This is a genomic window from Variovorax sp. 10L421 (genome assembly GCF_056395365.1).
The window spans coordinates 151,974-178,000 of record NZ_JBFTJJ010000010.1 but is presented as its reverse complement, the minus strand read 5'-3'; the positions used below and the strand labels follow the sequence as shown (position 1 = coordinate 178,000).

Genomic DNA, 26,027 nt, shown 5'->3' with positions numbered 1-26,027 from the left:
CGCGGTGGCCTGACCATGGGCCCGCCTTCTTGCGGGCCCATTCCTTTTGCCTCACGATGAAAAAAACACTAGCCCGCTGGCTCGACAGCGATGTCGGCTACAGCTTCCGTACCTCGCCCGTGGCCATCGTCGCGGCGCTGATCGCGCTGGCCTGCGTCATCTGCGCGGTGTTCGCCGGCTGGGTGTCGCCGCACAACCCCTTCGACCTCGCCACGCTCGAACTCGGCGATGCGCGCCTGCCGCCCGCATGGAGCGCCGAAGGCTCTTCCAAATACCTGCTCGGCACCGACGACCAGGGCCGCGACATTCTCTCGGCAGTGATCTACGGCGCGCGCATCTCGCTGATCGTCGGCCTCGTGTCGGTGGCGTTGTCGCTCGCCGTCGGCGTGGTGCTGGGCCTGCTGGCCGGCTTCTTCGGCGGCTGGCTCGACTCCTTTCTGATGCGCATATGCGACGTGATGCTGTCGTTCCCGCCCATCCTGGTGGCACTGCTCATCGCCGGCGTCGGCCGCGCGCTCTTTCCCGGCGCGCACGAGTCGCTGGCCTTCGGCGTGCTGATCATCTCCATCTCGCTGACCGGCTGGGTGCAGTACGCGCGCACGGTGCGCGGCTCCACGCTGGTGGAGCGCAACAAGGAGTACGTGCAGGCCGCGCGCGTCACCGGCGTGGCGCCGCTGCGCATCATGCTGCGCCACGTGCTGCCCAACGTGATGGGGCCGGTGATGGTGCTGGCCACGATCCAGGTCGCGACGGCGATCATCACCGAGGCCACGCTCTCGTTCCTCGGCGTCGGCGTGCCGCCGACCTCGCCTTCGCTGGGCACGCTCATCAGCATCGGCAACCAGTACCTGTTCTCGGGCGAATGGTGGATCACGGTGTTTCCGGGCCTGATGCTGGTGCTGATCGCACTCAGCGTGAACCTGCTCGGCGACTGGCTGCGCGACGCGTTGAATCCGCGACTGCGCTGAACACAAGGAGAACGCCACCATGACGCTGCTCCAGGTCAAAGACCTCGTCGTCGAATTTCCGGGCCGCCGCGGCACGCTGCGCGCGCTCGACCGCATTTCCTTCGACATCGCGCCTGGCGAAATCCTCGGCGTGGTGGGCGAATCGGGCGCCGGCAAGTCGCTCACGGGCGCGGCCATCATCGGCCTGCTCGAACCGCCGGGCCGCGTGGCCGGCGGCGAGATCGTGCTGGACGGCCAGCGCATCGACAACCTCGGCTTCGATGCGATGCGGCCGATTCGCGGCCGCAAGATCGGCGCGATCTTCCAGGATCCGCTGACCTCGCTGAACCCGCTCTACACCGTGGGCCGGCAGCTGGTCGAGACCATTCGCGCGCACCTGCCCGTGTCGGAATCCGAAGCGCGCAAGCGGGCCATCGGCCTGCTGCAGGACACAGGCATCCCCGCCGCCGAGCAGCGCATCGACCACTTCCCGCACCAGTTCTCGGGCGGCATGCGGCAGCGCGTGGTGATTGCGCTGGCACTCGCGGCCGAGCCCAAGCTCATCGTGGCCGACGAGCCGACCACCGCGCTCGATGTGTCGATCCAGGCGCAGATCATCCAGTTGCTCAAGCAGGTGTGCAAGGACCGCGGCGCGGCGGTGATGCTGATCACGCACGACATGGGCGTGATCGCCGAAACCTGCGATCGCGTGGCCGTGATGTACGCGGGCCGCATCGCCGAGATCGGCCCGGTGCACGAGGTGATCCACCAGCCCGCGCATCCCTACACATCGGGCCTGATGGCATCGATTCCCGACATGGCGAGCGACCGCGAGCGGCTCAACCAGATCGACGGCGCGATGCCGCGGCTCAATGCCATTCCCGCCGGCTGCGCCTACAACCCGCGCTGCCCGCGCACCTTTGCGCGCTGCCTCGTCGAGCGGCCCGAACTCATGCATGCCGGCGCCACGCGCGCGGCCTGCTGGCTGCACGACGCGACCGACCCGCACGCCGGCCAGGCCGAGATCGCGGCGAAGCACCACGATGCGCTGTCGGCCGGCGAACGCGCCGCGCCTGAAGCGGCCGAGCCCATCGCGGAGGTGACGCGATGAGCGCCGCCGCGAACGAACCGCTCGTGGTCGCGCACGACCTCGCGCGCACCTTCGACGTCTCTCCACCCTGGCTCAACCGCGTGCTCGAACGCAAGCCGCGCGTGCTGCTGCATGCGGTCGACGGCGTGAGCTTTTCCATCGAGCGCGGCAAGACGCTCGCGCTGGTGGGCGAATCGGGCTGCGGCAAGAGCACCGTGGCGCGCTTGCTGGTGGGCTTGTACGCGCCCACGCGCGGTGGCCTGCAGTTCGACGGGCAGGACGCGCATGCCGCGTTCAAGACGCCCGAGGGCCGCAAGCTGCGCCGCCGCATCCAGATGATCTTCCAGGATCCCTACGCGAGCCTCAACCCGCGCTGGATCGTCGAGGACATCATCGGCGAGCCGCTGCGCGAGCACGGCATCCTGAGCGAAAAGGTCGCGCTGCGCGAGCGCGTGGGCGAACTGCTCAAGTCGGTCGGCCTCTCGCCGCTGGACATGAGCAAGTACCCGCACCAGTTCTCGGGCGGCCAGCGCCAGCGCATCTCGATCGCACGCGCGCTCGCCACGCAGCCCGAGTTCCTGGTGTGCGATGAGCCCACCTCGGCGCTCGACGTGAGCGTGCAGGCGCAGGTGCTCAACATCATGAAGGACCTGCAGCGCGAGCAGGGCCTGACTTACCTGTTCATCTCGCACAACCTTGCCGTGGTGCGCCACGTGGCCGACCAGGTCGGCGTGATGTACCTCGGCCGGCTGGTCGAGGTGGCCGACAAGCAGAAGCTCTTTGCCGAGCCGCGGCATCCGTACACGCGCATGCTGCTCGATGCCATTCCGCAGATGAAGCACACGGGACGTTCGCGCACGCCGGTGCAGGGCGAGGTGCCGAACCCGCTGAACCCGCCGACGGGCTGCGCCTTTCATCCGCGCTGCCCGCATGCCAATGCGCGTTGTTCCTCGGAGCGGCCGAAGCTGCTGAGCATCGCGGGTGTCCAGGTGGCCTGCCACGCGGTGGAAGAGGGCCGCATCTAGCCGCTGAAAAGTGTGCGTTAAGGCACTGCACCGCATCGGGCGCTGCCGCACAGTGGGCGGCTGACCCGGAGGGAACCATGGCAGGCAAGGCAAATTTCTCGGACATCGAACGGCAAGGCGCAACCGAACTGGGCCGCCGAGGTTTCGTCATGGGTGCCGCGCTCGGCGCGACCGCCGTGCTGGCATCCCTGGCGTCGCGCGCCCATGCGGCTCCGCAGCGGCGCATGCCGGTCGTCTTCATCGGCCACGGCACGCCCATGAACGCCATCAGCGACAACGCGTTCACGCGCCGGCTGGCGGCCTGGGGTCGGGAGCTGCCACGGCCGACGGCCATCCTCAGCGTGTCGGCGCACTGGCTGAGCCGTGGCGCCACCGGCGTCGGCATGCAGGTGCGGCCGAAGACGATCCACGATTTCGGCGGCTTCCCGCAGGCGCTGTTCGACGTTGAATACCCCGCGCCCGGCCATCCTTCACTCGCCAGCGAGACCGTCGGCGCGGTGAGGCAGACACCGGTGATCGCCACCGAGCAATGGGGCCTCGACCACGGCACGTGGTCGGTGCTGAAGCATCTCTATCCGAAAGCCGACATCCCGGTGTTCCAGCTCAGCATCGACTACGACAAGCCGGCCGCCTTTCACTATGCGGTGGGGCGCGATCTCGCAGTCTTGCGTGACAAGGGCGTGCTGGTGATGGGCAGTGGCAACGTGGTGCACAACCTGCGCGCCACCGATCGCGGCACGCCCGATGGGCCGAGCGCCAGCCGGCCATGGGCGCAATCGTTCGACGATGCGGTGAAGTCGGCGCTGGCAGGCCGGGACGACCGTGCGCTGGTCGACTACGCAAAGCTCGAAGGAGCCTCCACCGCCGTGGCGACGCCGGACCACTACTACCCCTTCCTCTACGCCCTCGGTGCCGCAGGAACCAGCGAACGCGCGAAGACGGTCTACGAGGGATTCCAGTCGGGCACGCTCAGCATGCGTTGCCTGCAGTTCGGCTGAGCGCGCCGGCGCGGCAGCAGCGTTACTGCTCCTCGCCCCAGGCGAACCCGTCGCGCGCAATCATCGCGCTCGACGCACTCGGGCCCCAGGTGCCGGCCGCATAGGGGCGCGGGCCGCCGTCCGATTCCCAGCTGTCGATCAGCGGCTCGACCCAGCGCCAGGCTTCTTCCTGCTCGTCGCTGCGCACGAACAGGTTGAGGCGGCCGTCGATCACGTCGAGCAGCAGGCGCTCGTAGGCGCCCACGCGCTCGGCGCCGAAGCGCTTGTCGAAGTCGAGGTCGAGCTGAACCGGCGCCAGTTGCGCGGCGTTGCTGTGGCCGTTGCCGCCACGCTGCCGGTTGTCCTGGGCCTGCGCGAGCATGTGCAGTTCCAGCCCGTCCTTGGGCTGCAGGTTGATCACCAGCTTGTTGACGTTGCCGGTCGGCGCGCGGTAGATCGCATGCGGCGTGGGCCTGAAGTTGACCTCGATGCGCGCATCGCGCGAGGCCAGCCGCTTGCCGGTGCGGATGTAGAAGGGCACGCCGGCCCAACGCCAGTTGGCGATTTCGGTGCGCAGCGCCACGAAGGTTTCGGTGCGGCTATCGGGGTTCACGCCGGGCTCGTCGCGGTAGCCCGGCACGCGCTCGCCGTAGGCCGTGCCGGCCGTGTACTGGCCGCGCACCGTGTGCAGGCCCAGCGTTTCGGGCGTCCAGGGCTTGAGCGCGCGCAGCACCTTGAGCTTTTCGTCGCGGATGGCGTCGGCGTGCGAGTTGATCGGCGGCTCCATGCCGATCGCGCACAGCAACTGCAGCGCGTGGTTCTGCACCATGTCGCGCAGCGCGCCGGTCTGGTCGTAGAAGGCGCCGCGCTTTTCCACGCCCAGGTCCTCGGCCATGGTGATCTGGATGTTGGCGATGTGCTCGCGGCGCCAGATGGGCTCGAACAGCGCATTGCCAAAGCGCATGGCGAACAGGTTCTGCACCGATGGCTTGCCGAGGTAGTGGTCGATGCGAAAGACCTGCTTCTCCTCGAGCACCTTGCCGACCGCGGCGTTGATCGCGCGGTTGGAGGCGAGGTCATGGCCCAGCGGCTTTTCGAGCACGATGCGCGTCCTCGGCCCGTTGAGGCCGGCCGCGGCGATCTGCTCGACCACCTGCGTGAAGAGCGCGGGCGCCGTGGCGACGTACATCACGATCGTCTTCGCGTCGCGCTGCTTGAGCAGGTCGGCCAGCCGCACATAGTCGTCGGGCTTGGACAGGTCCATGCGCAGGAAGTGCAGCATCGACGCGAACTTCTCGAACTCCTCAGGGGAGGGCCGCTTGGCGCCCTCGACCGCGCTGAAGCGCGACTGGATCAGTTCCCGGTACTGGTCGTCCGACAGGTCGTCCCGCGCCACGCCGACGATGCGCCCGTCTTGCGGCAGGCTGCCGTGCCGGAATGCCTGGAACAACGCGGGCATGAGCTTGCGCCACGCGAGATCGCCAGTGCCGCCGAACAGAACGAGATCGAAGCTCATGAAAAACTTTCCTTTGTCTGAATGCCGAGCAGGTCGTGGGCCGCCGAGAGGGCCACATGCGATGGTACTTGTACCGATTCGCCCGACCTGTACTAAAGCTACGCTGACCTGTGGCCGCGAGGCCTTTTTTTATGCATGAGGCGGAGAAAATTCAAATGAAGAAGCTTTTTACCGCAGCCGCGCTGCTCGGGTTGTCGGCCGCCGCGTCGGCGCAGACCGTCAACGTGATCTGTTCGGTCCAGGCCGAGTGGTGCAGCGTGATCTCCACCGTCTACGCGCGCACCACCGGTGCGCGCATCAACATGGCGCTCAAGGGCTCCGGCGAGGCGCTGGCCCAGCTGATCGCCGAAAAGGACAACCCCAAGACCGACGTCTGGTTCGGCGGCACCGGCGACCCGCACCTGCAGGCGGCCGAGCAGGGGCTCACGCTCGAATACAAGTCGCCCACGCTCTCGCAGCTGCACCCCTGGGCCCAGCAGCAGGCCAGGCAGTCGGGCTACAAGACCGTCGGCATCTACTCGGGTCCGCTGGGCTTCGGCTACAACCCCGAGCTGCTGGCCAAGAAGAAGCTGCCCGTGCCCAAGACCTGGGCCGACCTGCTCAAGCCCGAGTACAAGGGAGACATCCAGGTGGCCAACCCGGCCTCCAGCGGCACGGCCTACACCATGATCGCCACGCTGGTGCAGCTGATGGGCGAGGACAAGGCCTTCGACTACCTGAAGGCGCTGCACAAGAATGTCGGCCAGTACCCCCGCTCGGGCACCGGCCCGATCAAGGCGGTGGCGCGCGGCGAAACCGCGATTTCCATCAGCTTCGTGCATGACGGCCCCGGCGAGAAGATGCAGGGCTTCCCGGTCGAGACCATCACGCCGAGCGACGGCACCGGCGCCGAGATCGGCTCCATGAGCATCGTCAAGGGCGCGCGCAACCTCGAGGCGGCCAAGAAGTTCTACGAGTGGGCGCTGACGCCCGCCGCGCAGGAGCTCGGCGCCGCCAACAAGCAATTCCAGCTGCCGAGCAACGTGAACGCCAAGCTCGACCCGCGCATCCCCGACTTCAAGAAGATCAAGTTCATCAACTACGACTACGCCAAATATGGCGCGAGCACCGAGCGCCGGCGCCTGATCGCGCGCTGGGAAAAAGACGTCAATTCGCTGCCGCGCTGAGTGGCTGCGCATTTGATCGACACCGGCGTGCCGGTCAATCCGGCGTCACTGGCCGCGGCCAGGCGCTCGCAGCGCTGGATCTGGGCATGGGTCGCGCTGGGCCTTGCCGCGTACCTGCTGCTGCCCTGGTATGCGATTCAGGACGCGACCTGGTACGAAGCCGTTCCTCAGGTGTTCGGCCAGGCGGAGGGTGCCAACGGCCTGATGCAGGCGGCGACGCAGGGTCGGGGCTGGCTCTTCGTCGGCCTTGCTGGGCTGCTGATGTGCGCGGTAGGTGCGTGGCTGCCTGCTGGCCGCAGCCAGGGACGCTGGCTGCTCGCGGGTGGCGCGGTCGGCGCCATCGGGCTGGCCGTGACAGGCTTCGCGATCGGCGCGCGGGGCTGGAGCTTCGCGGCGCTCAACACGCAGTTCGGCGATCTGGCCGTCAACCAGTTCGGCATCGGCGCGGGCGGCTTCGTGGCGCTCACTGCGCTCGTGCTGCTGGCCGCCTTCGGCATCGCGCGGCTCGGCCTTTTCAAGGGTGACCTGTTCGTGGCGGCCGCGGTCATCGGCTGCGGCGTGCTGATGGCGCTGTTCATCGCCTACCCGGTGAGCAAGGCGCTGTCGGGCGCGTTCTTCAACGAGGACGGGCAGTGGTCGATCGCCGCGTTTGTCGCGCGCGTGCTCACCGAACGCATCTGGGGGCTGGGGTGCCTTTCCGGCGGCGTGCGCTGCGGCGTGGCGTGGAACACGCTGGTACTGGCCCTGCTCACTGCGGCCGGCACGACCTTTCTCGGCACGCTGATGGCGCTGATGGCCGAGCGCGGCAGCAAGCGCGGGCAAGGCGCGCTGCGGGTGCTGGCGCTGCTGCCGATCATCACGCCGCCGTTCGTGGTGGGCCTCGGCCTGATCCTGCTGTTCGGCCGCGCCGGCATCGTCAACCAGGTGCTGGAGAACGTGTTCGGCATCGAGCCCACGCGCTGGTTCTATGGCATGCCGGGCGTGCTGGTGGCGCAGCTGTTCGCGTTCACGCCCATCGCCTTCATGATCATGCGGGGCGTGGTGCAGGGCATTGCGCCAAGCCTCGAGGAAGCCGCGCAGATGCTGCGCGCCGACCGCCGCCGCACCTTCTTCACCATCACGCTGCCGCTGCTGAAGCCGGGGCTGGCCAACGCCTTCCTGGTGGGATTCATCGAGAGCATCGCCGACTTCGGCAACCCGGTGGTGGTGGGCGGGCAGTTCTCGGTGCTGTCGACCGACATCTTCTTCGCCATCGTCGGCGCGCAGTACGATCAGGGCCGCGCCGCCTCGCTGGCCTGGGTGCTGACGCTGTTTGCGCTCGGCGTGTTCGCGCTGCAGCGCGGCGTGCTCGGCAAGCAGAACTACACCACTGTGAGCGGCAAGGGCGACGCAGGCATTCCGATGGCGCTGCCCGACGGCGTGCGGCGCACCATCCTGTGCATCGCGCTGCCGTGGATCGCGTTCACCGCGGTGGTCTACCTGTTCGCCTTCGCGGGCGGCTTCGTGCAGACCTGGGGGCGCGACTACAGCTTCACGCTGAACCACTTCAGGAACGCGTTCTCGCTCGAATGGGGGCAGTTCGGGCTGGTGTGGGCGGGTACGGCATGGAACTCGCTGATCACCACGCTCAAGCTCGCGGGCATCTCGGCGCCCATCACTGCGGCGCTCGGCCTGCTGATCGCGTGGCTGCTGGCGCGCAACGAGTTCAGGGGACAGGGGCTGTTCGAGTTCGGCGCGCTGCTGGCCTTCGCCATCCCGGGGACGGTGCTCGGCGTGAGCTACATCCTGGCCTTCAACGTGCCGCCATTCGAGCTCACGGGCACGGGGCTCATCATCGTGCTGTGCTTCATGTTTCGCAATTTGCCAGTGGGCGTGCGGGCGGGCACGGCGGCCTTCAAGCAGCTCGACCGCTCGCTCGACGAAGCCTCGCTGATGCTGCGCGCATCGACCTCGCAGACGCTCTTCAAGGTGGTGCTGCCGTTGCTGAAGCCCGCGCTGGTGGCCGCGCTGGTCTACAGCTTCGTGCGCGCGATGACGACGGTGAGCGCGGTGATCTTCCTGGTCACGGCCGAGAACGAGCTGGCCACCACCTACATCATCGGCCGCGTCGGCAACGGCGACTACGGTATCGCGCTGGCGTACTGCACGGTGCTGATGATCCTGATGTCGCTGGCGATTGCACTGGTGCAGTTCGTGGTGGGAGAGCGAAAGCTGGGACGACGAGGGGCCACGCCGCAGCATCAGGGACATCACAAAATGGAAGGCCTGGCATGAACGGCATCGAATTCCGCAACGTCACCAAGCGCTACGGCACCGACAGGAACGCGCCGCTGGCCGTCAAGGGCATCAGCTTCGAAGTGCCGGTCGGCACGCTCACTACCATCCTCGGCCCGTCGGGCTGCGGCAAGACGACTACGCTGCGCATGATCGCGGGGCTCGAGTCGCCGACCTCGGGTTCGATTTTCATGGGCGGGCGCGACGTCACCACGCTGGGGCCGGCCGAGCGCAACGTCAGCATGATGTTCCAGAGCTATGCGCTGTTCCCGCACATGAACGTGATCGAGAACGTGGGCTACGGGCTGCGCATGAGCGGCGTGAAGAAGGACGAGGCCACCGCGCGGGCACGCGAGGCGTTGCGCGGCGTGGGCCTGGTCGGCTTCGACGAGCGGCTGCCCAGCGAACTCTCGGGCGGCCAGCAGCAGCGCGTGGCGCTGGCGCGCGCGCTGGTGCTGGAGCCGGCGGTGCTGCTTTTCGACGAGCCGCTCTCCAACCTCGACGCCCGCCTGCGCCGCGAGATGCGCGAGGAAATCCGCGCGCTGCAGCAGCGCTTGAAGCTGACCGTGGCCTACGTCACGCACGACCAGAGCGAGGCGCTGGCCGTGAGCGACCAGATCATCGTGATGGACCACGGCGTGATCGCCCAGCGCGGCACGCCCGAGCAGCTCTACGGGCGGCCCGAGAGCGAGTTCGTCGCCGGTTTCATGGGCGAGGCGATGGTGTTCCCCGCCACGGCGCACGCCGACGGCAGCGTGGCGCTCGGCCCGCTGCGCCTGCAGCCGCGCCATGCGGTGGCACCCGGCACGGTGAAGGTTGCGGTGCGTCCCGAAGCCTGGCAGATCGGCGCCGCGGACGCGGGCAGCGGCCTGCCGGCCACGCTGCGCAAGGCGGCGTACCTCGGCAGCTTCTACGAATACGGCTTCGACACTACCCTGGGACCGGTCTTCGTGGTGTCGAACGACCTGTCCCGTCCGCTGGCGGCGGGCGCGCAGGCCACGCTGTCGCTGGGAGCCCACGGCGTGAGCGTGGTGCCCGGTGCATGAAACAATGGCGCCATGAACGTGGTTTTCGACCTGGGCGCCGTGCTGTTCGCATGGGAGCCCACCCGGCTGGTACAGGCCCATCTCGCGCAGCACGCGCCCACTGAGGCCGCCGCGGTCGCCATGGGCCGGGCACTTTTCCATCACGACGACTGGACGGGTTTCGACTGCGGCACCCGCACGCTGGACGATGCCATCGCCCGCATGTCGACCCGGCTCTCGCTGCCGGCCGGGCCGCTTCGCACCATGCTCGAAGGACTGGGCGAGCGGCTGGAGCCGATCGGCGTCACGGTCGACATGCTCGAACAGCTGGTCGCGCACCGCGAGGCCGGCCAGCCGCTGCGCCTGTACTACCTGTCGAACATGCCTGCGTCGTACGCCCGCGCCATCGAGCGCCGGCATGCGTTCATGCAGCGCTTCGACGGCGGCGTGTTCTCGGGCGACGTGAAGTTCCTCAAGCCCGAGCGCGAGATTTACGAGGTGCTGGCGATGCGCTACGCGCTCGATCCGCAACAGACCGTGTTCATCGATGACTCCGCCGCCAACGTCGAGGCGGCGCGCGCCTTCGGCTGGCAGGCCATCCACTGCACCACGCCGGCCATGCTGCCGTCGCAGCTGCAGCGCTATCTACCGGTCAGCACCACCTTGTCGGTGTCGAACCCCAGGCTGCTGGCGTAGTCCAGCTCGGCCTTCAGCACCGCGTCGTCCAGGCGCGGCGCGCGCGACAGCACCCAGAGGTATTCGCGGTCGGGCGTGCCGACGAGCGACACCTCGTAGTTGCGGTCGAGCTTCAGGATCCAGTAGTCGCCCCAGACCATGGGCAGCCAGCTAAGCCAGGCGGGCGCAAAGCGCACTTGGAGTCGGCCCGCGCCGGGCTGGCCTGCCACGGGCACCACGCGCGCGGTGCCGGTCGCCTGGTCGAAATTGCCGTCTGCGCGCGCGCAGCGGTTCACGACCTGCACGGTGCCGTCGGGCTGGAGTGTGTACTCGGCGGTCACGGGGCCGGCGCAGGCTTTCTGGAAGCGGTTCGGCAGGCGCGCCTGCTCGTGCCAGATGCCGGCATAGCGCCGCAGGTCGACCGGCGCCACCACCTGCAGCGGAGCCCGCATCAGCGGTGCGCCGTCGGCCGGGCCGGCCGGTTGCACACGCGCGGTGCGCGAAGCTTGGAGGGCCAGCCAGGCCGCGGCGCCGCCCATGACGAAAGCGGTGGCCATGGTGCCGATCGCCGCGCTGGTGCGGCGGTCGTCGAAGGGCTGGCCGTCGGGAGGCGCGGGGCCGCGTTGGCGATGGGACATGGGGGGCTCCTGGCTGAAAATTTCGGCGTGGAGCGCAGCGTAGCCCCGGGCGGGCGGCCGATGCCGTCAGCCACGGACCACAGCCGGTGTAGGGCAGGGCGGCTGACAACCCTGTACGCAACAGGCTGATAGAGCGGCGGAAAACCCGTGCTACGGTGCGCATGAAAACATCGGCCCACGCGCAACTGCGTGCAGGACTTGTCACAACCCGCACTGGATAATCATTTCATGAACCAACTCGATGCCCTCCGCCAGTGGACCACCGTCGTCGCCGACACCGGTGACTTCAAGCAGCTCAGCGTTTCCAGGCCGCAGGACGCGACCACCAATCCGTCGCTCATCCTCAAGGCCGTGCAGAAGGCCGAATACCGGCCGCTGCTCGATGAAACCGTGAAGAAGCACGCCGGCAAGCCGCTCGATGAGGTCATCGATCGCCTGCTGGTGCGCTTCGGCAGCGAAATCCTCTCGATCATCCCGGGCCGCGTGTCGACCGAGGTCGACGCCCGCCTGTCCTTCGACACGGCCGCGACCGTGGCGCGCGGCGAGCGCATCGTGGCGCTCTACAAGGCCGAAGGCATCGACACCGAAAAGCGCCTGCTGATCAAGGTGGCCTCCACCTGGGAAGGTATCGAGGCGGCGCGCGAACTCGAGAGGAAGGGCATCCGCACCAACCTCACGCTGCTGTTCTCGTTCGCGCAGGCCGTGGCTTGCGGCGCGGCCGGCGTGCAGCTCATCTCGCCCTTCGTGGGCCGCATCTACGACTGGTACAAGAAGTCGGCCGGCGCCAAGTGGGACGAAGCGGCCAGTGCCGGCGCCAACGACCCGGGCGTCAAGTCAGTGCGGGAAATCTTCAACTACTACAAGCAGCACGGCATCAAGACCGAGGTGATGGGCGCGAGCTTCCGCAACGTGGGACAGATCCAGGCGCTGGCTGGTTGCGACCTGCTGACCATCAGCCCCGAGCTGCTGGCCGAGTTGGCCGCCAGCAACGAACCGCTGCAGCACGCGCTCGACGCCAAGGCCGCACCCGGGGGCGACATCGCCAAGGTCAGCTACGACGAGGCGGGCTTCCGCTTTGCGCTGAACGAAGATGCCATGGCCACCGAGAAGCTCGCGGAAGGCATCCGCGCCTTCGCAGCCGACGCTGTGAAGCTCGAAAAACTCATGCAGGAAAGCGGCAAGTAAACATGGCCATGACCCTTCGCTGCGACCATGCGCCGGCCTGGGCGCAACTCCAGTCCAGCTTCGAAACGGCGGGCCGCCAGTTCGACGTGCGCCATGCCTTCGTGGACGACGCGAACCGCTTTGCGCGTTTCAGCCAGGAGGCGCCGTATGTCTTCGCCGACCTGTCGAAGAACCTGGTCGACGCACGCACCGAGGAGCTGCTGCTCGCGCTGGCCCGCGAATGCGGCCTCGAGGCGCACCGCGACGCCATGTTCGCGGGCGAGCACATCAACGTCACCGAAGACCGCGCCGTGCTGCACACGCTGCTGCGCGCGCCGGCCGATGCGCCGACCGGGCCCAAGACCGCGAACGAGCTGCGCGAGGTGCACGCCACGCTCGATGCGATGCTGGCCTATGCAGAGAAGGTGCGCGGCGACCACACGATCACCGACGTGGTCAACATCGGCATCGGCGGCTCCGACCTCGGCCCGCAGATGGCGGTGCTGGCGCTGGCCGAGTTCGCCGCGCCGGGCAAGCGATTCCACTTCGTCTCGAACGTCGACGGCCACGAGCTGGCCGGCGTGCTGCAGGGCCTGGCGCCCGAGCACACGCTGTTCCTCATTGCCTCGAAGACTTTCACCACGGCCGAGACGATGACCAACGCGCAGTCGGCCAGGCGCTGGTACGAGCAGTCGGGCGGCACCGACATCGCGGGCCACTTCGCGGCGCTCACCACCAACGTGGAAGCGGCGAAGAAGTTCGGCATCGACACCACCTTCGGCTTCTGGGACTGGGTGGGCGGGCGCTATTCGCTGTGGTCGGCCATCGGCCTGCCGATTGCGCTGGCCATCGGCGCCGACGGTTTCCGCCGCCTGCTGGCGGGCGCGCATGCGATGGACGAGCACTTCCGCACCGCGCCGCTGGAGCACAACCTGCCGGTGCGGCTGGGCCTGCTCGACGTCTGGTATCGCAACTTCCACAAGTTCACGAGCCGCAGCATCGCGCCGTACCACAGCGCACTCAAGCGCGTGCCGGCCTATCTGCAGCAGCTCGAGATGGAAAGCAACGGCAAGCAGGTCGATGCCAGCGGCAAGCCCGTGGACTTCGGCACCTCGCCCGTGCTCTGGGGCGAGCCCGGCACCAACGGCCAGCATGCCTACTTCCAGATGCTGCACCAGGGCACCGACGTGATTCCGCTCGAATTCGTGGCGGTGCGCGACGCGGCGCACGACCTTGAAGGCCATCACCCCAAGCTGCTGGCCAACGCGCTCGCGCAAGCGCAGGCGTTGATGGTCGGCAAGCTCGACGAGGGCGGCCACAAGAACTTCCCGGGCAACCGGCCAAGCACCTTCTTCGTGTTCGAGAAGCTCACGCCCGAATCGCTGGGCGCCTTCCTCGCGATGTACGAACACCGCGTGTTCACCAGTGGCGCGCTGTGGGGCATCAACAGTTTCGACCAGTGGGGCGTGGAGCTGGGCAAGGTGCTCGCGCGCGACATCGAGCCGCGCCTGGCCTCGGGCGACGTCGCGGGGCTCGATGCATCGACGGCAGGGCTGTTGAAGCGGCTGGGAAACTGAAGAATCCGGACCCGGATTCGTTGGGCGGCTTCTTGAAATAAGCCGTTTGTTTGCGTACGAATGGCCGAGTTTGCCGTTGGAAGATGCATCGATATGATCGGTCCGGGGAAATTTCCCTGGGACCCATCAAGAGGAGTCGATCAATGGATTTTCAAACAGCGGTCAAGACTTGTTTCAGCAAATACGCCGATTTCAACGGGCGCGCATCGCGCTCGGAATATTGGTGGTTCGTGCTGGCCGAGGTCATCGTGCTCATCGTTGCGAGCCTCATTCATCAGTTCGTGTACGTCATCGCGGCGCTGGGTTTCCTGCTGCCCGCGCTGGCCGTGGGCGCGCGCCGCCTGCACGACATCGGCAAGAGCGGCTGGCTCCAGTTGTTGATGCTCATCCCGATCGTCAACCTCGTGCTGATCTATTTCTACGTGCAGCCCTCCCAGCCCGAGACCAACCCGCACGGCGCACCGGCGAGCGCCTGAGCTTTGCAACGGCGCACGCAGCGCTGGATCGTCAGGGCCGCGCAAGCGGCCCTTTTTCCTGGCCGCTCGCCATGCGCACGCACAGGTCGAAGGCCTGCTGCAGGCCCTCGATGTTCGCGATGCCCCGGCCCGCGATGTCGAATGCACTGCCGCTGGCCGACGTGGCCACCGGCACAGGCAGGCCGCCATGCAGCGTCACGCCCTGCTCGAAGCCCATGAGCTTCATCGCGATCTGGCCCTGGTCGTGGTACATCGACACCACCGCATCAACGTCGCCGCGGCGCGCGCCGATGAACACCGTGTCGGGCGAGAACGGGCCGCGTGCGTCGAAGCCCTCGGCGCGCAGCCGCTCGACGGCGGGCGCGATGATCTCGATTTCCTCCATGCCGATGGAGCCGCCGTCGCCCGCGTGCGGGTTGAGCCCCGTCACCGCGATGCGCGGTTCCGCCACGCCCGCGCGGCGCAGCGCGGCGGCGATGATCTTCACCGCGTCGCTCACGCCCTGCACGGTGATGTGGCTCGCCACGTCCTTCAGTGGAATGTGCGAGGTCACGCGCGAGGTCCACAGCGAACCGGTGAGGTTGAACTCGCAGACGAAGCCCGTCACCGCGAAGCGCTCCTGCATGTAGCGCAGCTCGTCCTCGTGCACGAGGCCGCCCAGGCGCAGCGAATGCTTGTTGAGCGGCGCGAAAAGGATGCCCTCGGCCTGGCCGCGGCGCACCGCCAGCGTGGCCAGTTCCAGCGCCTCGAACGAAGCCCGGCCGGACTGTTCGTTCGACTCGCCGGGCACCGGCTCCTGTCCCTTCATCCAGTCGCGCGCGAGCAGGCTGGGCCGGCCGTCCTCGAAATGCAGCTCGTCGAGGCTCGCGACCTGCAGCGGGGCCAGCTTCAGGCCCGCCACGCGTTCGCCAGCGGCCAGCACCACCGGATCGGCGATCAGCAGCACGCGCGCGGCGTCCAGGTTGCGCTGGCGCGCCAGCAGCTTCACGGCCATTTCGGGGCCGACGCCGCCGGGGTCGCCGAGCAGCACGGCGATGCGGGGCTTGGCGGAGATCACGCTCGGCGTCTTGGGTGGGGTGGGCATGGTGTCGGTTGGATGCGGTTGAAGAAAAAGGGGAACAAGGGCCGGCTCATTCGGCCTTGATGTTGGCGTCGCGCACGAGCTGGCCGTAGTGGTCGAACTCCTGCCTGTTCATCGCCGCGAAGGGTTCGCCGGTCAGTGTTCCAGGCTCGCCGCCCAGTGCCTTGATGCGGCTCTGCACATCGGCCAGCTTCAGCGTGCGCACGAGTTCGGCGCTCAGCCGCTCGATCGCGGGGCGGGGCGTGCCGGCCGTCACGTAGAGGCCGTACCAGGTGGACACGTCGGCACCCTTGATGCCCTGCTCGGCCAGCGTGGGCACGTCGGGCAGCTCGGGCGAGCGCTGCGGCGCGCTCACGGCCAGCGCGCGGAACTTGCCGGCCCTGATCTGGCCCATGGCCGAGGAGGTGCTGTCGAACATCATGTCGACCTCTCCCGAGATGATGTCGACGTGCGCCTGCGAACTGCCCTTGTAGGGCACATGGATCGACTTCATGCCGGTGGCCAGGTTGAAGGCCTCGCCGCCCACGTGCTGGGTGCTGCCGATGCCGGACGACGCGTACTTGAAGCCGCCGGGTTTCATTGCCATCGCCGTCACAAGGTCCCTCACCGACCTGTACGGCGAGTTCGCGGACACCACCAGCACGTTGGGCATCACGGCCACCAGACCCACGGGCTGCAGGTCTTTCAGCGGGTCGTACTTGAGCTTGAGGATGTGCGGCGCCACTGCCTGCGCCGTGTTGGTGGCCAGCAGCAGCGTGGCGCCATCGGCCGGCGCGCGGGCCGTGAGTTCGCCGGCAATGGTGTTGGAGGCGCCGGGCCGGTTCTCGACCACCACGGGCTGCTTGAGCGCTGGCGACAGCTTGTCGGCCAGCACGCGCGCAAGGATGTCGGTACCGCCTCCGGGCGAGGCGCCCACCATGATGCGCAGGGGCTTGTCGGGGTAGGCGGACTGGGCGCCGGCCGACGCCGCGACCAGCAGCGCGGCGGCCAGGCCTGCCGCGCGGGCCAGGGAGTAAAGCTTCATCGGGTCGTCTCCTGCTTGTTGTGGGGACCGAGCGTACGGAGCTTCGCCATCCCGATCCAATCGAAAAAGCCCGAAGCTTCATATACTTTTGTGCATGAACTCCGGCTCGACCGACGCCTCGCTGATGCTCCACGTTCGGCCGCGCCAGTTGCTGCTGCTGGCCCGGCTCGATGCCCACCGCCATCTCGGCCGCGCGGCCGAGGCCATGAACATCAGCCAGCCCGCGGCCACCAAGCTGCTGCAGCAGCTTGAAGACTCGCTCGGTGAAAAGCTCTTCGAGCGGTTGGCGCGGGGCATGGAGCCCACGCCCTACGGCGAGATCCTGATCCGCTATGCCCGCCGCGTGCTCAGCGACTTCGGCACTGCGCGCGAGGAGATGCTGGCCCTGCGCTCGGGCCTGAGCGGCGCCTTGCGCGTGGGCAGCGTACCGGGCGCCGTGCCCGAGCTGCTGGCGCCGGCGCTGGTGGAGTACCACCGCCGCCATCCGCAGGTGGCCGTGTCGGTGGTGGTCGAGACCAGCGACGTGATCCAGGCGCAGCTGGAGCAGGGCGATGTCGACCTCGTGCTGGGCCGGCTCACCGACGGCCACGACGAGGCGAAGTACGCGAGCGTGCCGCTGCTGGGCGAATCGCAGGTGGTGGTGGTGCGCATCGCGCACCCGGTGTTCGATCGCCCCACGGTCACGCTGGCCGAGATGGCGAACTGGTCCTGGGTGCTGCAGCCGCCGGGCTCGCCGCAGCGCGGGCGCTTCGAGGCGGCGATGCGCGAGGCGGGCATCCAGGCCCGGCTCGACATCATCGAAACGGCATCGCCCATTGCCATCACCGCCTTGCTGGAAAGCTCCGACATGGCGGCTGTGATGCCTGCCTCGCAGGCCAGCCACTACGCCCGGCTGGGCGTGCTTCGCACCGTTCCGGTGGAACTGCCGGTGCGCGTGCCGCCGATTTGCCTCATCACCCGCGAGGACCGTGCGCTTTCGCCGGCCGCCGCCCAGTTCCGGCGCCAGTTGCTGGGCGGCGGCTGAAGCCTTTGGGTTGCCGTTTTACATGCTGTCTTGCGTGAACTAGGGAATTCACTAGCCAACTGGTGCATGAAAGTACTGGTATCGACTGCGGAAGTACCAAAACCGCAAGCGCGTTTCTCCAGAATCCGACCACGGCGACCCGACAAACAAGAGGGCGTCGCTCACCTCTAGGAGACAACATGAAGCGTTTTCTGAAAGCGGGCCTCGTCCTCGCACTCATCGGCACGGGCGCCGTGTCCCAGGCTGCCACCGAACTCGTGATCGCGACCGTGAACAACGGCCACATGATCGAGATGCAGAAGCTCACCCCCTTCTTCGAAAAAGCCAACCCCGACATCAAGCTCAAGTGGGTCACGCTGGAAGAGGGCACGCTGCGCCAGCGCGTGACCACCGACATCGCCACCAAGGGCGGCCAGTTCGACGTGATGACCATCGGCCTGTACGAAACCCCGATCTGGTCGAAGAAGGGCTGGCTCAAGCCCATCGTCACCGACGCCGCCTATGACGTGGACGACCTGCTGCCCGCCATCCGCAACGGCCTGTCGAACGACGGCAAGCTCTACGCCGCGCCCTTCTACGGCGAGAGCTCGATGCTCATGTACCGCAAGGACCTGGCGGACAAGGTCGGCGTCAAGTTCTCCGACCAGCCGACCTGGGCGCAGGTGAAGGAGTTCGCCGACAAGGCCAACGACCCGAAGGCCGGTGTGTACGGCATGTGCCTGCGCGGCAAGCCGGGCTGGGGCGACAACATGGCCTTCCTGACCACGCTGGTCAACACCCACGGTGGCCAGTGGTTCGACATGCAGTGGAAGCCGCAGATCGACAGCAAGCCCTGGAAGGACGCGATCACCTTCTACGTCGACATGATGAAGAAGGATGGCCCCCCGGGCGCCTCGGCCAACAGCTTCAACGAGAACCTCGCGCTCTTCAACGAAGGCAAGTGCGCGGCCTGGGTCGACGCGACCATCGCGGCCTCGTTCATCAGCGACCCGAAGCAGTCGAAGGTGGCCGACAAGGTGGCATTCGCGCAGGCGCCGACCGCCGTTACGCCGAAGGGTGCCAACTGGCTCTGGTCGTGGAACCTCGCCATTCCGGCAAGCTCGACCAAGGACGAGGCCGCGCAGAAGTTCATCAAGTGGGCCACTTCCAAGGACTACGTCAACCTCGTGGCCAAGGAAACCGGCTGGGCCTCGGTGCCGACCGGCACGCGCAAGTCGACCTACGCGAACCCCGAGTTCCAGAAGGTTGCGAAGTTCGCCGAAGCCGAGAAGAAGGCCATCGACACGGCCAATCTCACCGACAGCACGCTGCCCAAGTCGCCATACGTCGGCGTCCAGTACGTGGCCATTCCCGAGTTCCAGGCCATCGGCGTGGCGGTGGGCCAGCAGATGAGCGCGGCGCTGTCGGGCAAGGTGACGGTCGACCAGGCCTTGAAGACCTCGCAGACGGCGGCCGAGCGCGAGATGAAGAAGGCCGGGTACTACAAGTAAGTCTTCGGGCTTGCTCCCTCCTCCGCTGGGGGWGGGTAGGGGTGGGGGCTCGCGGCGCACGTTCGGTGCCGCGCCTGATCAGGCAGCCCCCATCCCCGCCTTCCCCCAGAGGGGGAAGGAGCCAGAGACAACAAGAAGGGACTGCCCATGAAACGACTCCTGCCCCGCGCCCTCATGGCGCCCGCCGTGCTCACGCTCTTCGCCTGGATGATCGTGCCGCTCGTGATGACGCTGTACTTCTCGCTGGTGAACTACAACCTCATGCAGCCCGGCGAGCACACCTTCGCGGGCATCGAGAACTTTCACTACTTCGTCACCGACCCCGACTTCTGGCCGGCCACGTGGAACACGCTGCTGCTGATCGGCAGCGTGATCGTCATCACGGTGGTGCTGGGCGTGCTGCTCGCGCTGCTGGTGAACGAGCCCTTCCCTGGGCGCGGCATCGTGCGGGTGCTGCTGATCTCGCCGTTCTTCGTCATGCCCGCGGTCAACGCGCTGCTGTGGAAGCACATGATGATGAACCCCATCTACGGCGTGCTGGCCGACGTGTGGCGCGCCTTCGGCGCCCAGCCGGTCGACTGGCTCACCGACGTGCCGCTGCTCTCCGTGATCATCATGGTGGCCTGGCAGTGGCTGCCGTTCGCCTGCCTGATCTTCATCACCTCGCTGCAGTCGCTGGACCGCGAGCAGATGGAGGCCGCGCGCATGGACGGCGCGAGCGCGGTGCAGCGCTTCTTCTATCTCACCATTCCGCACCTCGGCCGCCCGATGGCGGTGGTGATCATGATCGAGATGATCTTCCTGCTCAGCGTGTTCGCCGAGATCGCCATCACCACGAACGGCGGCCCGGGCAACGAGAGCACGAACATGACCTACATGATCTTCAAGCAGTCGCTCATGAACTTCGACGTGGGCGTGGCCTCGGCGGGCGCTCTGTTCGCGGTGGTGCTGGCCAACATCGTGGCCGTGTTCCTGATCCGCATCATCGGCAAGAACCTGGACTGAGGAGCCGCGAGCCATGCAACAGATACAAGCTCCCAGCAACTTCCTGCCGCAGCTGCTGCGCACCGTGGGTGCGTGGGCCGTCGCGCTGCTGCTGTTCTTCCCGCTCGGCTGGCTGTTCCTCACGGCCTTCAAGACGGAGCTGCAGGCGATCCATGTACCGCCGCTCTTCGTCTTCGAGCCCACGCTCGACAACTTCGGCGAGGTGCAGCGGCGCAGCGACTACCTGCTGTACGCGCGCAACTCGCTCATCACCAGCCTGGGCTCGACCATCCTCGGCCTGTTGATCGCGGCGCCGGCCGCGTACTCGATGGCCTTCTTCCGCACGAAGAAGACGCGCGACATCCTGATGTGGATGCTCTCCACCAAGATGATGCCGGCCGTGGGCGCGCTGGTGCCGATCTACGTGATCGCGCAGACCGCGGGCATGCTGGATTCGCTCACCGCGCTGACCATCGTGTTCACGCTGTCGAACCTGCCGATCATGGTGTGGATGCTCTACAGCGCCTACAAGGACATTCCGAACGAGATCCTCGAAGCTGCGCGCATGGATGGCGCCAGCCTGTGGACCGAGTTCCGACACGTCGTGATGCCGCTGTCGGTGGGCGGCCTCGCATCGACCGGCCTGCTGTGCCTGGTGCTGAGCTGGAACGAGGCCTTCTGGGCGCTCAACCTCACCTCCGCCAAGGCCGGCACGCTGGCCACGCTGATCGCCTCGTACTCCAGCCCCGAGGGCCTGTTCTGGGCCAAGTTGTCGGCAGCTTCGCTGATGGCCATCGCGCCCATCGTGGTGTTCGGCTGGTTCAGCCAGAAGCAACTGGTGCAAGGCCTGACCTTCGGCGCCGTCAAGTAAAGAAAGGGAGACAACTCATGGCCTACCTGCAACTCAAAGACATCAAGAAGAGCTTTGGTGAAGTCAACATCATCAAGGGCGTCGACCTCGAAATCCAGAAGGGCGAGTTCATCGTCTTCGTGGGGCCATCGGGCTGTGGCAAGTCGACGCTGCTGCGGCTGATCGCGGGGCTCGAGCCCATCACCAGCGGCAACCTGCTGCTCGACGGCAAGGACATCACCTGGACACCCTCGGGCAAGCGAGACCTGGCGATGGTGTTCCAGAGCTATGCGCTTTATCCGCACATGAGCGTGTACGACAACATGTCCTTCGCGCTCAAGCTCGCGGGCGTGGGCAAGAGCGAGATCAGGACCAAGGTCGAATATGCGGCCAAGACGCTCAACCTCACGCAGTACCTTGACCGTACGCCGAAGGACCTGTCGGGCGGCCAGCGCCAGCGCGTGGCGATCGGCCGCGCCATCGTGCGCGCGCCCAAGGTGTTCCTGTTCGACGAGCCGCTGTCGAACCTCGATGCGGCGCTGCGCGGCAACACCCGCGTCGAGATCCACAAGCTGCACCGCGCGCTCGGCGCCACCACCATCTACGTGACGCACGACCAGGTCGAAGCCATGACGCTGGCCGACCGCGTGGTGGTGCTCAAGGACGGGCTGATCGAGCAGGTCGGCACGCCGCTCGAACTGTATGACCACCCGGCCAACCAGTTCGTCGCGCAGTTCATCGGCATGCCGTCGATGAACATGGTGGCGGCGAATGCGATTCCCAGCTTCTCGGCCGCCACCGGCGGCAAGCTGCCGGCCGACGGCTTCCTGGGCGTGCGCCCCGAAGGCCTGCGCGTGCATCCGAAGCAGGGCGCGCCGGTGTCGGATGTGCAGGGCCGCGTCGAGCTGGTCGAAGCCCTCGGCGCCGACACGCTGATCCACGTCGACGTGGGCGGCGTGCCGCTGATCGCACGCCAGAACGAGCGCACGCCGCTGCACGCCGGCGACGACGTGGCGGTCGAGCTCGATCCGTCGGTGCTCCATTTGTTCAACCGTGAAGGCCGTTCGGTCTCCGCCTGATTTCTTCCGGAACATTCCCGTGACCCTCGCAGCAGCGCCTCTCGACGCGCCAACTCCACCGGCTCCTTCGGAGTCCATGGTGCTTCACCTTGGACTCGGCTCGTTCCATCGGGCCCACCAGGCCGTCTATTTGCAACGGCTGATCGATGCGGGTGACACCCGCTGGTCGCTCTCGGGCGCCAACATCCGGCCCGACATGGCCGAGCTCGTCGCCGCACTGCAGGCGCAGGGCGGCCGCTACACGCTCGAAACCGTGTCGCCGGCCGGCGAGTACCGCTACGAACAGATCGAAGCCATCCGCGAAGTGCTGCCGTGGGAGCCTTCGCTGGCCGCGGTGGTCGCGCGCGGCGCGGCACCGTCCACGCGCATCATTTCGTTCACCGTGACCGAGGCCGGCTACTACCTCGATACCAAGGGCCGGCTGGACCTGTCGTTCGGCGATCTCGCGGCCGACATCGAGCGCGCGCGGCGCGGCGAGGCGGGTGGCGAGGGCGTGACCATCTATGGCGCCGTCTGCGCGATCCTGCGCGCGCGCAAGGCCGCGCAAGCGGGCGCGGTGACGCTGCTCAACTGCGACAACCTGCGCCACAACGGCGATCGCTTCCGTGCCGGGCTGCTCGAATTCATCGAGCGCGCGGGCGATGGCGATTTGCTGGCTTGGGTGCAAGCGAACACCACCTGCCCGAACGCGATGGTCGACCGCATCACGCCGCGCCCGCCGCCCGAGCTGCGCGCGCGCGTGAAGGCCGCGACCGGCCGCGACGATGCGGCAGCCATCACGGGCGAGAGCTTCATCCAGTGGGTGATCGAGGACAACTTCGCGGCCGGGCGCCCCAACTGGGGCCGCGTGGGCGTGGAGCTGGTCGAATCGGTGCAGCCTTACGAAGAGGCCAAGATCCGCATCCTCAACGCCACGCACAGCTGCATCGCCTGGGCGGGCACGCTGGCAGGGCTGAACTTCATCCACGAAGGCACGCACGACGCGGCCATCCGCAGGATGGCGTTCGACTACGTCACCGACGATGTGATCCCGTGCCTCAGCCCGAGCCCGATCGACCTCGCGGCCTACCGCGACGTGGTGCTCGACCGATTCGGCAACCCCGCGATCCGCGACACCAACCAGCGCGTGGCGGCCGACGGTTTCTCGAAGATCCCGGGCTTCATCGCGCCCACAGTGCGCGAGCGGCTCGCCGCGGGGCAGCCGATCGACAGCGTTGCGATGCTGCCCGCGCTGTTCCTGGCCTTCCTGCAGCGCTGGCATCGTGGCGCGCTGCCCTATGCCTACCAGGACCAGGGCATGGACGAGGCCGCGGCGCACGCGATCTGCGACGCCGCCGATCCGGTGCTCGCGCTGTGTTCGGACGCGGGACTGTGGGGCACCGCCGCGGGCGATGCACGGCTGGTCGACGCCGTGCGCGCAGCGAGCGGGCGCGTGGCAAATTTCCTGAACTCTGGAGCAACGATATGAGCGAACGTTTGAAGAACCGCCATGTGCTGCTGACCGGCGCCGGTGGCGGCATCGGTCTGGCCGTGGCCGAGGCCTGCATTGCCGAGGGCGCGCGCTGCAGCGTGGTCGACCGCGCTGCAGGGGCGCCCGAGGCCGTGCGGGCGCTGCAGCAGCGCCACCCCGACAAGCTGGCCTACATCGCGGCCGACGTGACCGACACACAGGCCATCTCGCACATGCTGGCCGAGGCGCAGGTCGCTTTCGGTCCGATCCACACGCTGTTCAACAACGCTGCCGTGTTCGACCTGGCGCCGCTGCTCGACAGTGACGAGGCTTCGTTCGACCGGCTGTTCGCGGTCAACGTGAAGGGCATGTTCTTCGTGATGCAGGCCGTGCTGCGCCACATGGTCGAAGCGGGCACGCAGGGCGCGTCGGTCATCAACATGGCCTCGCAGGCCGGGCGGCGCGGCGAGGCGCTGGTGTCGCACTACTGCGCCACCAAGGCCGCGGTCATCAGCTATACGCAGAGCGCCGCGCTGGCCATGGCGCCGCACGGCATCCGTGTCAACGGCATTGCACCCGGTGTGGTCGACACGCCGATGTGGGACCATGTCGACAGCCTGTTCGCCAAGGCCGAAGGGCTGCCGCCCGGCGAGAAGAAGCGCCGCGTGGGCCTGGAGGTGCCGCTCGGCCGCATGGGCGTGCCGGCCGACATCGCGGGCGCGGCCGTGTTTCTTGCCAGCGACGAGGCGCGCTACATCACGGCGCAGACCTTGAATGTCGATGGCGGCAATGTCATGAGCTGATGATTCTCTGCATGCTTGCAAAAATGCGATGAACGAAGACTTCCATCTGTACCTCGACAGTGCCGACCTGTCTGAACTGCAGGCCTGCCTGCCGCACCCGGTGGTGCATGGCGTGACGACCAACCCGACCTTGCTCAAGCGTGCGGGCATTGGCCGCGGCGAAGTGCCCGGTTTGCTGAAACGCTGCATCGAACTGGGCGCGCGCCAGGTGCAGGCGCAGGTGTATTCGAGCGACGTCGACGGCATGCTCGAAGACGCGGACGCTTTGCTCTCGCACTTCGACCGGGGCCAGCTGGTCGTGAAGATCCCCGCCACGCGCCAGGGCCTCGATGCCGGCGCGCGGCTCATCGCGCAAGGCGTGCCCGTCACGTGGACGGCCGTGTATGCGCCCGAGCAGGCGCACTTCGCGGCGCAACTGGGCGCGGCCTATGCGGCGCCGTACCTCGGGCGGCTCGAGGACGCCGGTGTCGACGGGCTGGCGCTGATCGCGCAGATGCAGTCACTGGTCGCGCAGCGTCCTTCGTCCGGCACGCGCCTGCTGGTGGCGAGCATCCGTTCGCGCGCGGCCTACCTTGCCCTGCTGGGGCTCGRCGTGGGAGCCATCACCATCCCGCCGCGCCTCTTTGCCGAGCTGCTCGACCATCCCGCCACGCTCGCCGCCGAACGCGGCTTCCTGGCCGATGCACGCGCCTTGCCCTGACAGAGGAAAATCCGAGCACCATGCGCATTGCACTCACGGGCGAAGCCCTGATCGATTTCACCGCCAGCGAGGCCGGCACGCTCGCGTTCCTGGGCCACGAGGGCGGCTCTCCGCTCAACACGGCCGTGGCCTGCGCGCGCCTCGGCCAGCCCACCGGCTTTCTCACGCAGCTGTCGACCGACCTGTTCGGCGAACGGCTGATGCGTTTTCTCGAACGCAACGGCGTGGACACCCGCCTCATCCTGCGCAGCAACGCGCCGTCGACCCTGGCCTTCGTCGAGCGCACGCCGCAGACCAACCGCTATGCCTTTTACACGCGCGGCAGCGCCGACGCCACCTGGGCGCCCGAGCCGCTGCCGCAGTTGCCGGCGGACTGCCGCTTCCTTCATTTCGGCTCGATCTCGCTGCTGCAGGAGCCGGCGGCCACGCGCATTGCCGAGCTGGTCACGGCCAACGCGGGCCGCCGCGTGATCGTGTTCGATCCGAACGTGCGGCCCAGCCTCATTCCCGACATGGCCGCCTACCGCGAGCGCATGACGGACTGGCTGGCCATGGCCGACCTGGTCAAGCTCAGCGACGAAGATGCCGAACTGCTGGCCCCCGGCCGGCCGGTCGATGCACTGGCGGCGGATTGCCTGCAGGCCGGCGCGCACGCCGTGGTCGTCACGCGCGGCGGCGCGGGCGCCACGCTCTGGCGCACGGGGCACGCGCCGCTCGCCGTGGCGGCGCCCCGCGTCAAGGTGGTCGACACCATCGGCGCGGGCGACACCTTCACGGCCGGGCTCTCGGTGGCGCTGCTCGCGCACGGCGTCGAGCACCCGGCCCAGCTCGGCGAGCTGGGCGACGACGCCTGGCGCGAGGTGATGCGCTTCGCCGCCACGGCCGCCGCCCTCAACTGCACCCGCGAAGGCGCCGATCCACCCACGCTCGAAGCGGTTCACGCCGCGCTGGCGCAGGAAGACAATGGGGCCGTCGCTTCCCGGTCCTGACCC

At 67.7% G+C, this 26,027-nt stretch carries 24 protein-coding genes; 20 read left to right on the top strand and 4 right to left on the bottom strand.

The annotated features are described in order from the left end of the window. Nucleotides 1–56 precede the first annotated feature (56 nt). The 4 genes from AC1DFC_RS15625 to ygiD all read left to right on the top strand — a co-directional run bounded on the left by AC1DFC_RS15625 (nucleotide 57) and on the right by ygiD (nucleotide 4,060). On the top strand, nucleotides 57–968 hold the full coding sequence (locus AC1DFC_RS15625) for an ABC transporter permease (protein WP_007833986.1): 912 nt from the start codon (nucleotides 57–59) through the stop codon (nucleotides 966–968). A gap of 19 nt (nucleotides 969–987) precedes the next feature. After that, the gene (locus AC1DFC_RS15620; RefSeq protein ID WP_413315192.1) at nucleotides 988–2,058 is read left to right on the top strand and encodes an ABC transporter ATP-binding protein; all 1,071 of its coding nucleotides are present in this window, start codon (nucleotides 988–990) and stop codon (nucleotides 2,056–2,058) included. Continuing rightward, on the top strand, nucleotides 2,055–3,062 hold the full coding sequence (locus AC1DFC_RS15615) for an ABC transporter ATP-binding protein (protein ID WP_007833990.1): 1,008 nt from the start codon (nucleotides 2,055–2,057) through the stop codon (nucleotides 3,060–3,062). Before AC1DFC_RS15620 ends, AC1DFC_RS15615 begins: the two co-directional genes overlap by 4 nt. Nucleotides 3,063–3,139: 77 nt before the next feature. Beyond that, nucleotides 3,140–4,060 (top strand): 4,5-DOPA-extradiol-dioxygenase, encoded by a 921-nt coding sequence (ygiD, locus tag AC1DFC_RS15610; protein ID WP_478179537.1) that lies wholly within the window; start codon nucleotides 3,140–3,142, stop codon nucleotides 4,058–4,060. A gap of 22 nt (nucleotides 4,061–4,082) precedes the next feature. Here ygiD and zwf read toward each other — a convergent pair whose 3' ends face one another. Then, nucleotides 4,083–5,555, bottom strand: coding sequence for a glucose-6-phosphate dehydrogenase (gene zwf / locus AC1DFC_RS15605; RefSeq protein ID WP_413315194.1), 1,473 nt, complete (start codon nucleotides 5,553–5,555; stop codon nucleotides 4,083–4,085). Nucleotides 5,556–5,710: 155 nt separating this feature from the next. Here zwf and AC1DFC_RS15600 point away from each other — a divergent pair, with 155 nt between their 5' ends. Genes AC1DFC_RS15600 through AC1DFC_RS15585 form a run of 4 tightly spaced genes read left to right on the top strand, consistent with a single transcriptional unit; the run spans nucleotide 5,711 to nucleotide 10,716 of the window. After that, complete coding sequence (locus AC1DFC_RS15600; RefSeq protein WP_478179536.1) at nucleotides 5,711–6,721, top strand: ABC transporter substrate-binding protein; 1,011 nt, start codon at nucleotides 5,711–5,713, stop codon at nucleotides 6,719–6,721. A gap of 12 nt (nucleotides 6,722–6,733) precedes the next feature. Next, nucleotides 6,734–8,995, top strand: coding sequence for an ABC transporter permease (locus AC1DFC_RS15595; protein WP_478179546.1), 2,262 nt, complete (start codon nucleotides 6,734–6,736; stop codon nucleotides 8,993–8,995). After that, nucleotides 8,992–10,041, top strand: coding sequence for an ABC transporter ATP-binding protein (locus tag AC1DFC_RS15590; protein ID WP_056594817.1), 1,050 nt, complete (start codon nucleotides 8,992–8,994; stop codon nucleotides 10,039–10,041). The genes AC1DFC_RS15595 and AC1DFC_RS15590 overlap by 4 nt, the downstream gene beginning before the upstream one ends. Nucleotides 10,042–10,053: 12 nt before the next feature. Next, the gene (locus AC1DFC_RS15585; protein ID WP_478179535.1) at nucleotides 10,054–10,716 is read left to right on the top strand and encodes an HAD family hydrolase; all 663 of its coding nucleotides are present in this window, start codon (nucleotides 10,054–10,056) and stop codon (nucleotides 10,714–10,716) included. Here AC1DFC_RS15585 and AC1DFC_RS15580 read toward each other — a convergent pair. After that, nucleotides 10,662–11,333 carry a lipocalin family protein gene (locus AC1DFC_RS15580; protein ID WP_413335588.1) on the bottom strand — a complete coding sequence of 224 codons (672 nt, stop codon included), beginning with the start codon at nucleotides 11,331–11,333 and terminating at the stop codon, nucleotides 10,662–10,664. The two genes, AC1DFC_RS15585 and AC1DFC_RS15580, sit on opposite strands and share 55 nt — an antisense overlap. Nucleotides 11,334–11,561: 228 nt before the next feature. Here AC1DFC_RS15580 and tal point away from each other — a divergent pair, with 228 nt between their 5' ends. The 3 genes from tal (at nucleotide 11,562) to AC1DFC_RS15565 (ending at nucleotide 14,550) form a co-directional block, all read left to right on the top strand. Then, nucleotides 11,562–12,518 carry a transaldolase gene (gene tal / locus AC1DFC_RS15575; RefSeq protein WP_007834007.1) on the top strand — a complete coding sequence of 319 codons (957 nt, stop codon included), beginning with the start codon at nucleotides 11,562–11,564 and terminating at the stop codon, nucleotides 12,516–12,518. Between the two features lie 2 nt (nucleotides 12,519–12,520). Further along, on the top strand, nucleotides 12,521–14,074 hold the full coding sequence (gene pgi / locus AC1DFC_RS15570; RefSeq protein WP_478179534.1) for a glucose-6-phosphate isomerase: 1,554 nt from the start codon (nucleotides 12,521–12,523) through the stop codon (nucleotides 14,072–14,074). 143 nt (nucleotides 14,075–14,217) lie between these two features. Beyond that, on the top strand, nucleotides 14,218–14,550 hold the full coding sequence (locus AC1DFC_RS15565) for a DUF805 domain-containing protein (protein ID WP_007834009.1): 333 nt from the start codon (nucleotides 14,218–14,220) through the stop codon (nucleotides 14,548–14,550). A 31-nt stretch (nucleotides 14,551–14,581) separates the two neighbouring features. Here AC1DFC_RS15565 and AC1DFC_RS15560 read toward each other — a convergent pair whose 3' ends face one another. Further along, nucleotides 14,582–15,634: a 4-hydroxythreonine-4-phosphate dehydrogenase PdxA gene (locus AC1DFC_RS15560; RefSeq protein WP_413332217.1), complete on the bottom strand. Its 1,053-nt coding sequence runs from the start codon at nucleotides 15,632–15,634 to the stop codon at nucleotides 14,582–14,584. Between the two features lie 46 nt (nucleotides 15,635–15,680). Further along, the gene (locus AC1DFC_RS15555) at nucleotides 15,681–16,655 is read right to left on the bottom strand and encodes a Bug family tripartite tricarboxylate transporter substrate binding protein (protein ID WP_007834018.1); all 975 of its coding nucleotides are present in this window, start codon (nucleotides 16,653–16,655) and stop codon (nucleotides 15,681–15,683) included. A gap of 94 nt (nucleotides 16,656–16,749) precedes the next feature. On the opposite strand from AC1DFC_RS15555, the gene AC1DFC_RS15550 reads away from it, so the two are divergent. The 9 genes from AC1DFC_RS15550 (at nucleotide 16,750) to AC1DFC_RS15510 (ending at nucleotide 26,024) form a co-directional block, all read left to right on the top strand. Further along, nucleotides 16,750–17,679 carry a LysR family transcriptional regulator gene (locus tag AC1DFC_RS15550; RefSeq protein ID WP_007834019.1) on the top strand — a complete coding sequence of 310 codons (930 nt, stop codon included), beginning with the start codon at nucleotides 16,750–16,752 and terminating at the stop codon, nucleotides 17,677–17,679. Between the two features lie 179 nt (nucleotides 17,680–17,858). Continuing rightward, the gene (locus tag AC1DFC_RS15545) at nucleotides 17,859–19,169 is read left to right on the top strand and encodes an ABC transporter substrate-binding protein (RefSeq protein WP_478179533.1); all 1,311 of its coding nucleotides are present in this window, start codon (nucleotides 17,859–17,861) and stop codon (nucleotides 19,167–19,169) included. Nucleotides 19,170–19,316: 147 nt separating this feature from the next. Next, on the top strand, nucleotides 19,317–20,174 hold the full coding sequence (locus AC1DFC_RS15540) for a carbohydrate ABC transporter permease (protein ID WP_007834021.1): 858 nt from the start codon (nucleotides 19,317–19,319) through the stop codon (nucleotides 20,172–20,174). Between the two features lie 13 nt (nucleotides 20,175–20,187). Continuing rightward, complete coding sequence (locus AC1DFC_RS15535) at nucleotides 20,188–21,024, top strand: carbohydrate ABC transporter permease (RefSeq protein WP_007834022.1); 837 nt, start codon at nucleotides 20,188–20,190, stop codon at nucleotides 21,022–21,024. Nucleotides 21,025–21,041: 17 nt separating this feature from the next. Beyond that, nucleotides 21,042–22,082 (top strand): ABC transporter ATP-binding protein, encoded by a 1,041-nt coding sequence (locus AC1DFC_RS15530; RefSeq protein WP_413315202.1) that lies wholly within the window; start codon nucleotides 21,042–21,044, stop codon nucleotides 22,080–22,082. A gap of 76 nt (nucleotides 22,083–22,158) precedes the next feature. Then, nucleotides 22,159–23,550: a D-arabinitol 4-dehydrogenase gene (gene dalD, locus AC1DFC_RS15525; RefSeq protein WP_478179532.1), complete on the top strand. Its 1,392-nt coding sequence runs from the start codon at nucleotides 22,159–22,161 to the stop codon at nucleotides 23,548–23,550. After that, a complete protein-coding gene (locus AC1DFC_RS15520; RefSeq protein WP_413332223.1) occupies nucleotides 23,547–24,335 on the top strand; it encodes an L-iditol 2-dehydrogenase in 789 nt (262 codons plus the stop codon). Before dalD ends, AC1DFC_RS15520 begins: the two co-directional genes overlap by 4 nt. 28 nt (nucleotides 24,336–24,363) lie before the next feature. Further along, the gene (locus AC1DFC_RS15515; protein WP_478179531.1) at nucleotides 24,364–25,035 is read left to right on the top strand and encodes a transaldolase family protein; all 672 of its coding nucleotides are present in this window, start codon (nucleotides 24,364–24,366) and stop codon (nucleotides 25,033–25,035) included. Nucleotides 25,036–25,055: 20 nt separating this feature from the next. Beyond that, entirely contained in the window at nucleotides 25,056–26,024 is a 969-nt protein-coding gene (locus tag AC1DFC_RS15510; protein WP_007835152.1) for a carbohydrate kinase family protein, read from the top strand. Nucleotides 26,025–26,027 lie beyond the last annotated feature (3 nt).

Bases quoted from the DNA above. Each gene is read 5' to 3' on its own strand.
- AC1DFC_RS15625 (WP_007833986.1), top strand. From the start codon at position 57: ATGAAAAAAACACTAGCCCGCTGGCTCGACAGCGATGTCGGCTACAGC.
- AC1DFC_RS15620 (WP_413315192.1), top strand. From the start codon at position 988: ATGACGCTGCTCCAGGTCAAAGACCTCGTCGTCGAATTTCCGGGCCGC.
- AC1DFC_RS15615 (WP_007833990.1), top strand. From the start codon at position 2,055: ATGAGCGCCGCCGCGAACGAACCGCTCGTGGTCGCGCACGACCTCGCG.
- ygiD (WP_478179537.1), top strand. From the start codon at position 3,140: ATGGCAGGCAAGGCAAATTTCTCGGACATCGAACGGCAAGGCGCAACC.
- zwf (WP_413315194.1), bottom strand. From the start codon at position 5,555: ATGAGCTTCGATCTCGTTCTGTTCGGCGGCACTGGCGATCTCGCGTGG.
- AC1DFC_RS15600 (WP_478179536.1), top strand. From the start codon at position 5,711: ATGAAGAAGCTTTTTACCGCAGCCGCGCTGCTCGGGTTGTCGGCCGCC.
- AC1DFC_RS15590 (WP_056594817.1), top strand. From the start codon at position 8,992: ATGAACGGCATCGAATTCCGCAACGTCACCAAGCGCTACGGCACCGAC.
- AC1DFC_RS15585 (WP_478179535.1), top strand. From the start codon at position 10,054: ATGAACGTGGTTTTCGACCTGGGCGCCGTGCTGTTCGCATGGGAGCCC.
- AC1DFC_RS15580 (WP_413335588.1), bottom strand. From the start codon at position 11,333: ATGTCCCATCGCCAACGCGGCCCCGCGCCTCCCGACGGCCAGCCCTTC.
- tal (WP_007834007.1), top strand. From the start codon at position 11,562: ATGAACCAACTCGATGCCCTCCGCCAGTGGACCACCGTCGTCGCCGAC.
- pgi (WP_478179534.1), top strand. From the start codon at position 12,521: ATGGCCATGACCCTTCGCTGCGACCATGCGCCGGCCTGGGCGCAACTC.
- AC1DFC_RS15565 (WP_007834009.1), top strand. From the start codon at position 14,218: ATGGATTTTCAAACAGCGGTCAAGACTTGTTTCAGCAAATACGCCGAT.
- AC1DFC_RS15560 (WP_413332217.1), bottom strand. From the start codon at position 15,634: ATGCCCACCCCACCCAAGACGCCGAGCGTGATCTCCGCCAAGCCCCGC.
- AC1DFC_RS15555 (WP_007834018.1), bottom strand. From the start codon at position 16,655: ATGAAGCTTTACTCCCTGGCCCGCGCGGCAGGCCTGGCCGCCGCGCTG.
- AC1DFC_RS15550 (WP_007834019.1), top strand. From the start codon at position 16,750: ATGAACTCCGGCTCGACCGACGCCTCGCTGATGCTCCACGTTCGGCCG.
- AC1DFC_RS15545 (WP_478179533.1), top strand. From the start codon at position 17,859: ATGAAGCGTTTTCTGAAAGCGGGCCTCGTCCTCGCACTCATCGGCACG.
- AC1DFC_RS15540 (WP_007834021.1), top strand. From the start codon at position 19,317: ATGAAACGACTCCTGCCCCGCGCCCTCATGGCGCCCGCCGTGCTCACG.
- AC1DFC_RS15535 (WP_007834022.1), top strand. From the start codon at position 20,188: ATGCAACAGATACAAGCTCCCAGCAACTTCCTGCCGCAGCTGCTGCGC.
- AC1DFC_RS15530 (WP_413315202.1), top strand. From the start codon at position 21,042: ATGGCCTACCTGCAACTCAAAGACATCAAGAAGAGCTTTGGTGAAGTC.
- dalD (WP_478179532.1), top strand. From the start codon at position 22,159: ATGGTGCTTCACCTTGGACTCGGCTCGTTCCATCGGGCCCACCAGGCC.
- AC1DFC_RS15520 (WP_413332223.1), top strand. From the start codon at position 23,547: ATGAGCGAACGTTTGAAGAACCGCCATGTGCTGCTGACCGGCGCCGGT.
- AC1DFC_RS15510 (WP_007835152.1), top strand. From the start codon at position 25,056: ATGCGCATTGCACTCACGGGCGAAGCCCTGATCGATTTCACCGCCAGC.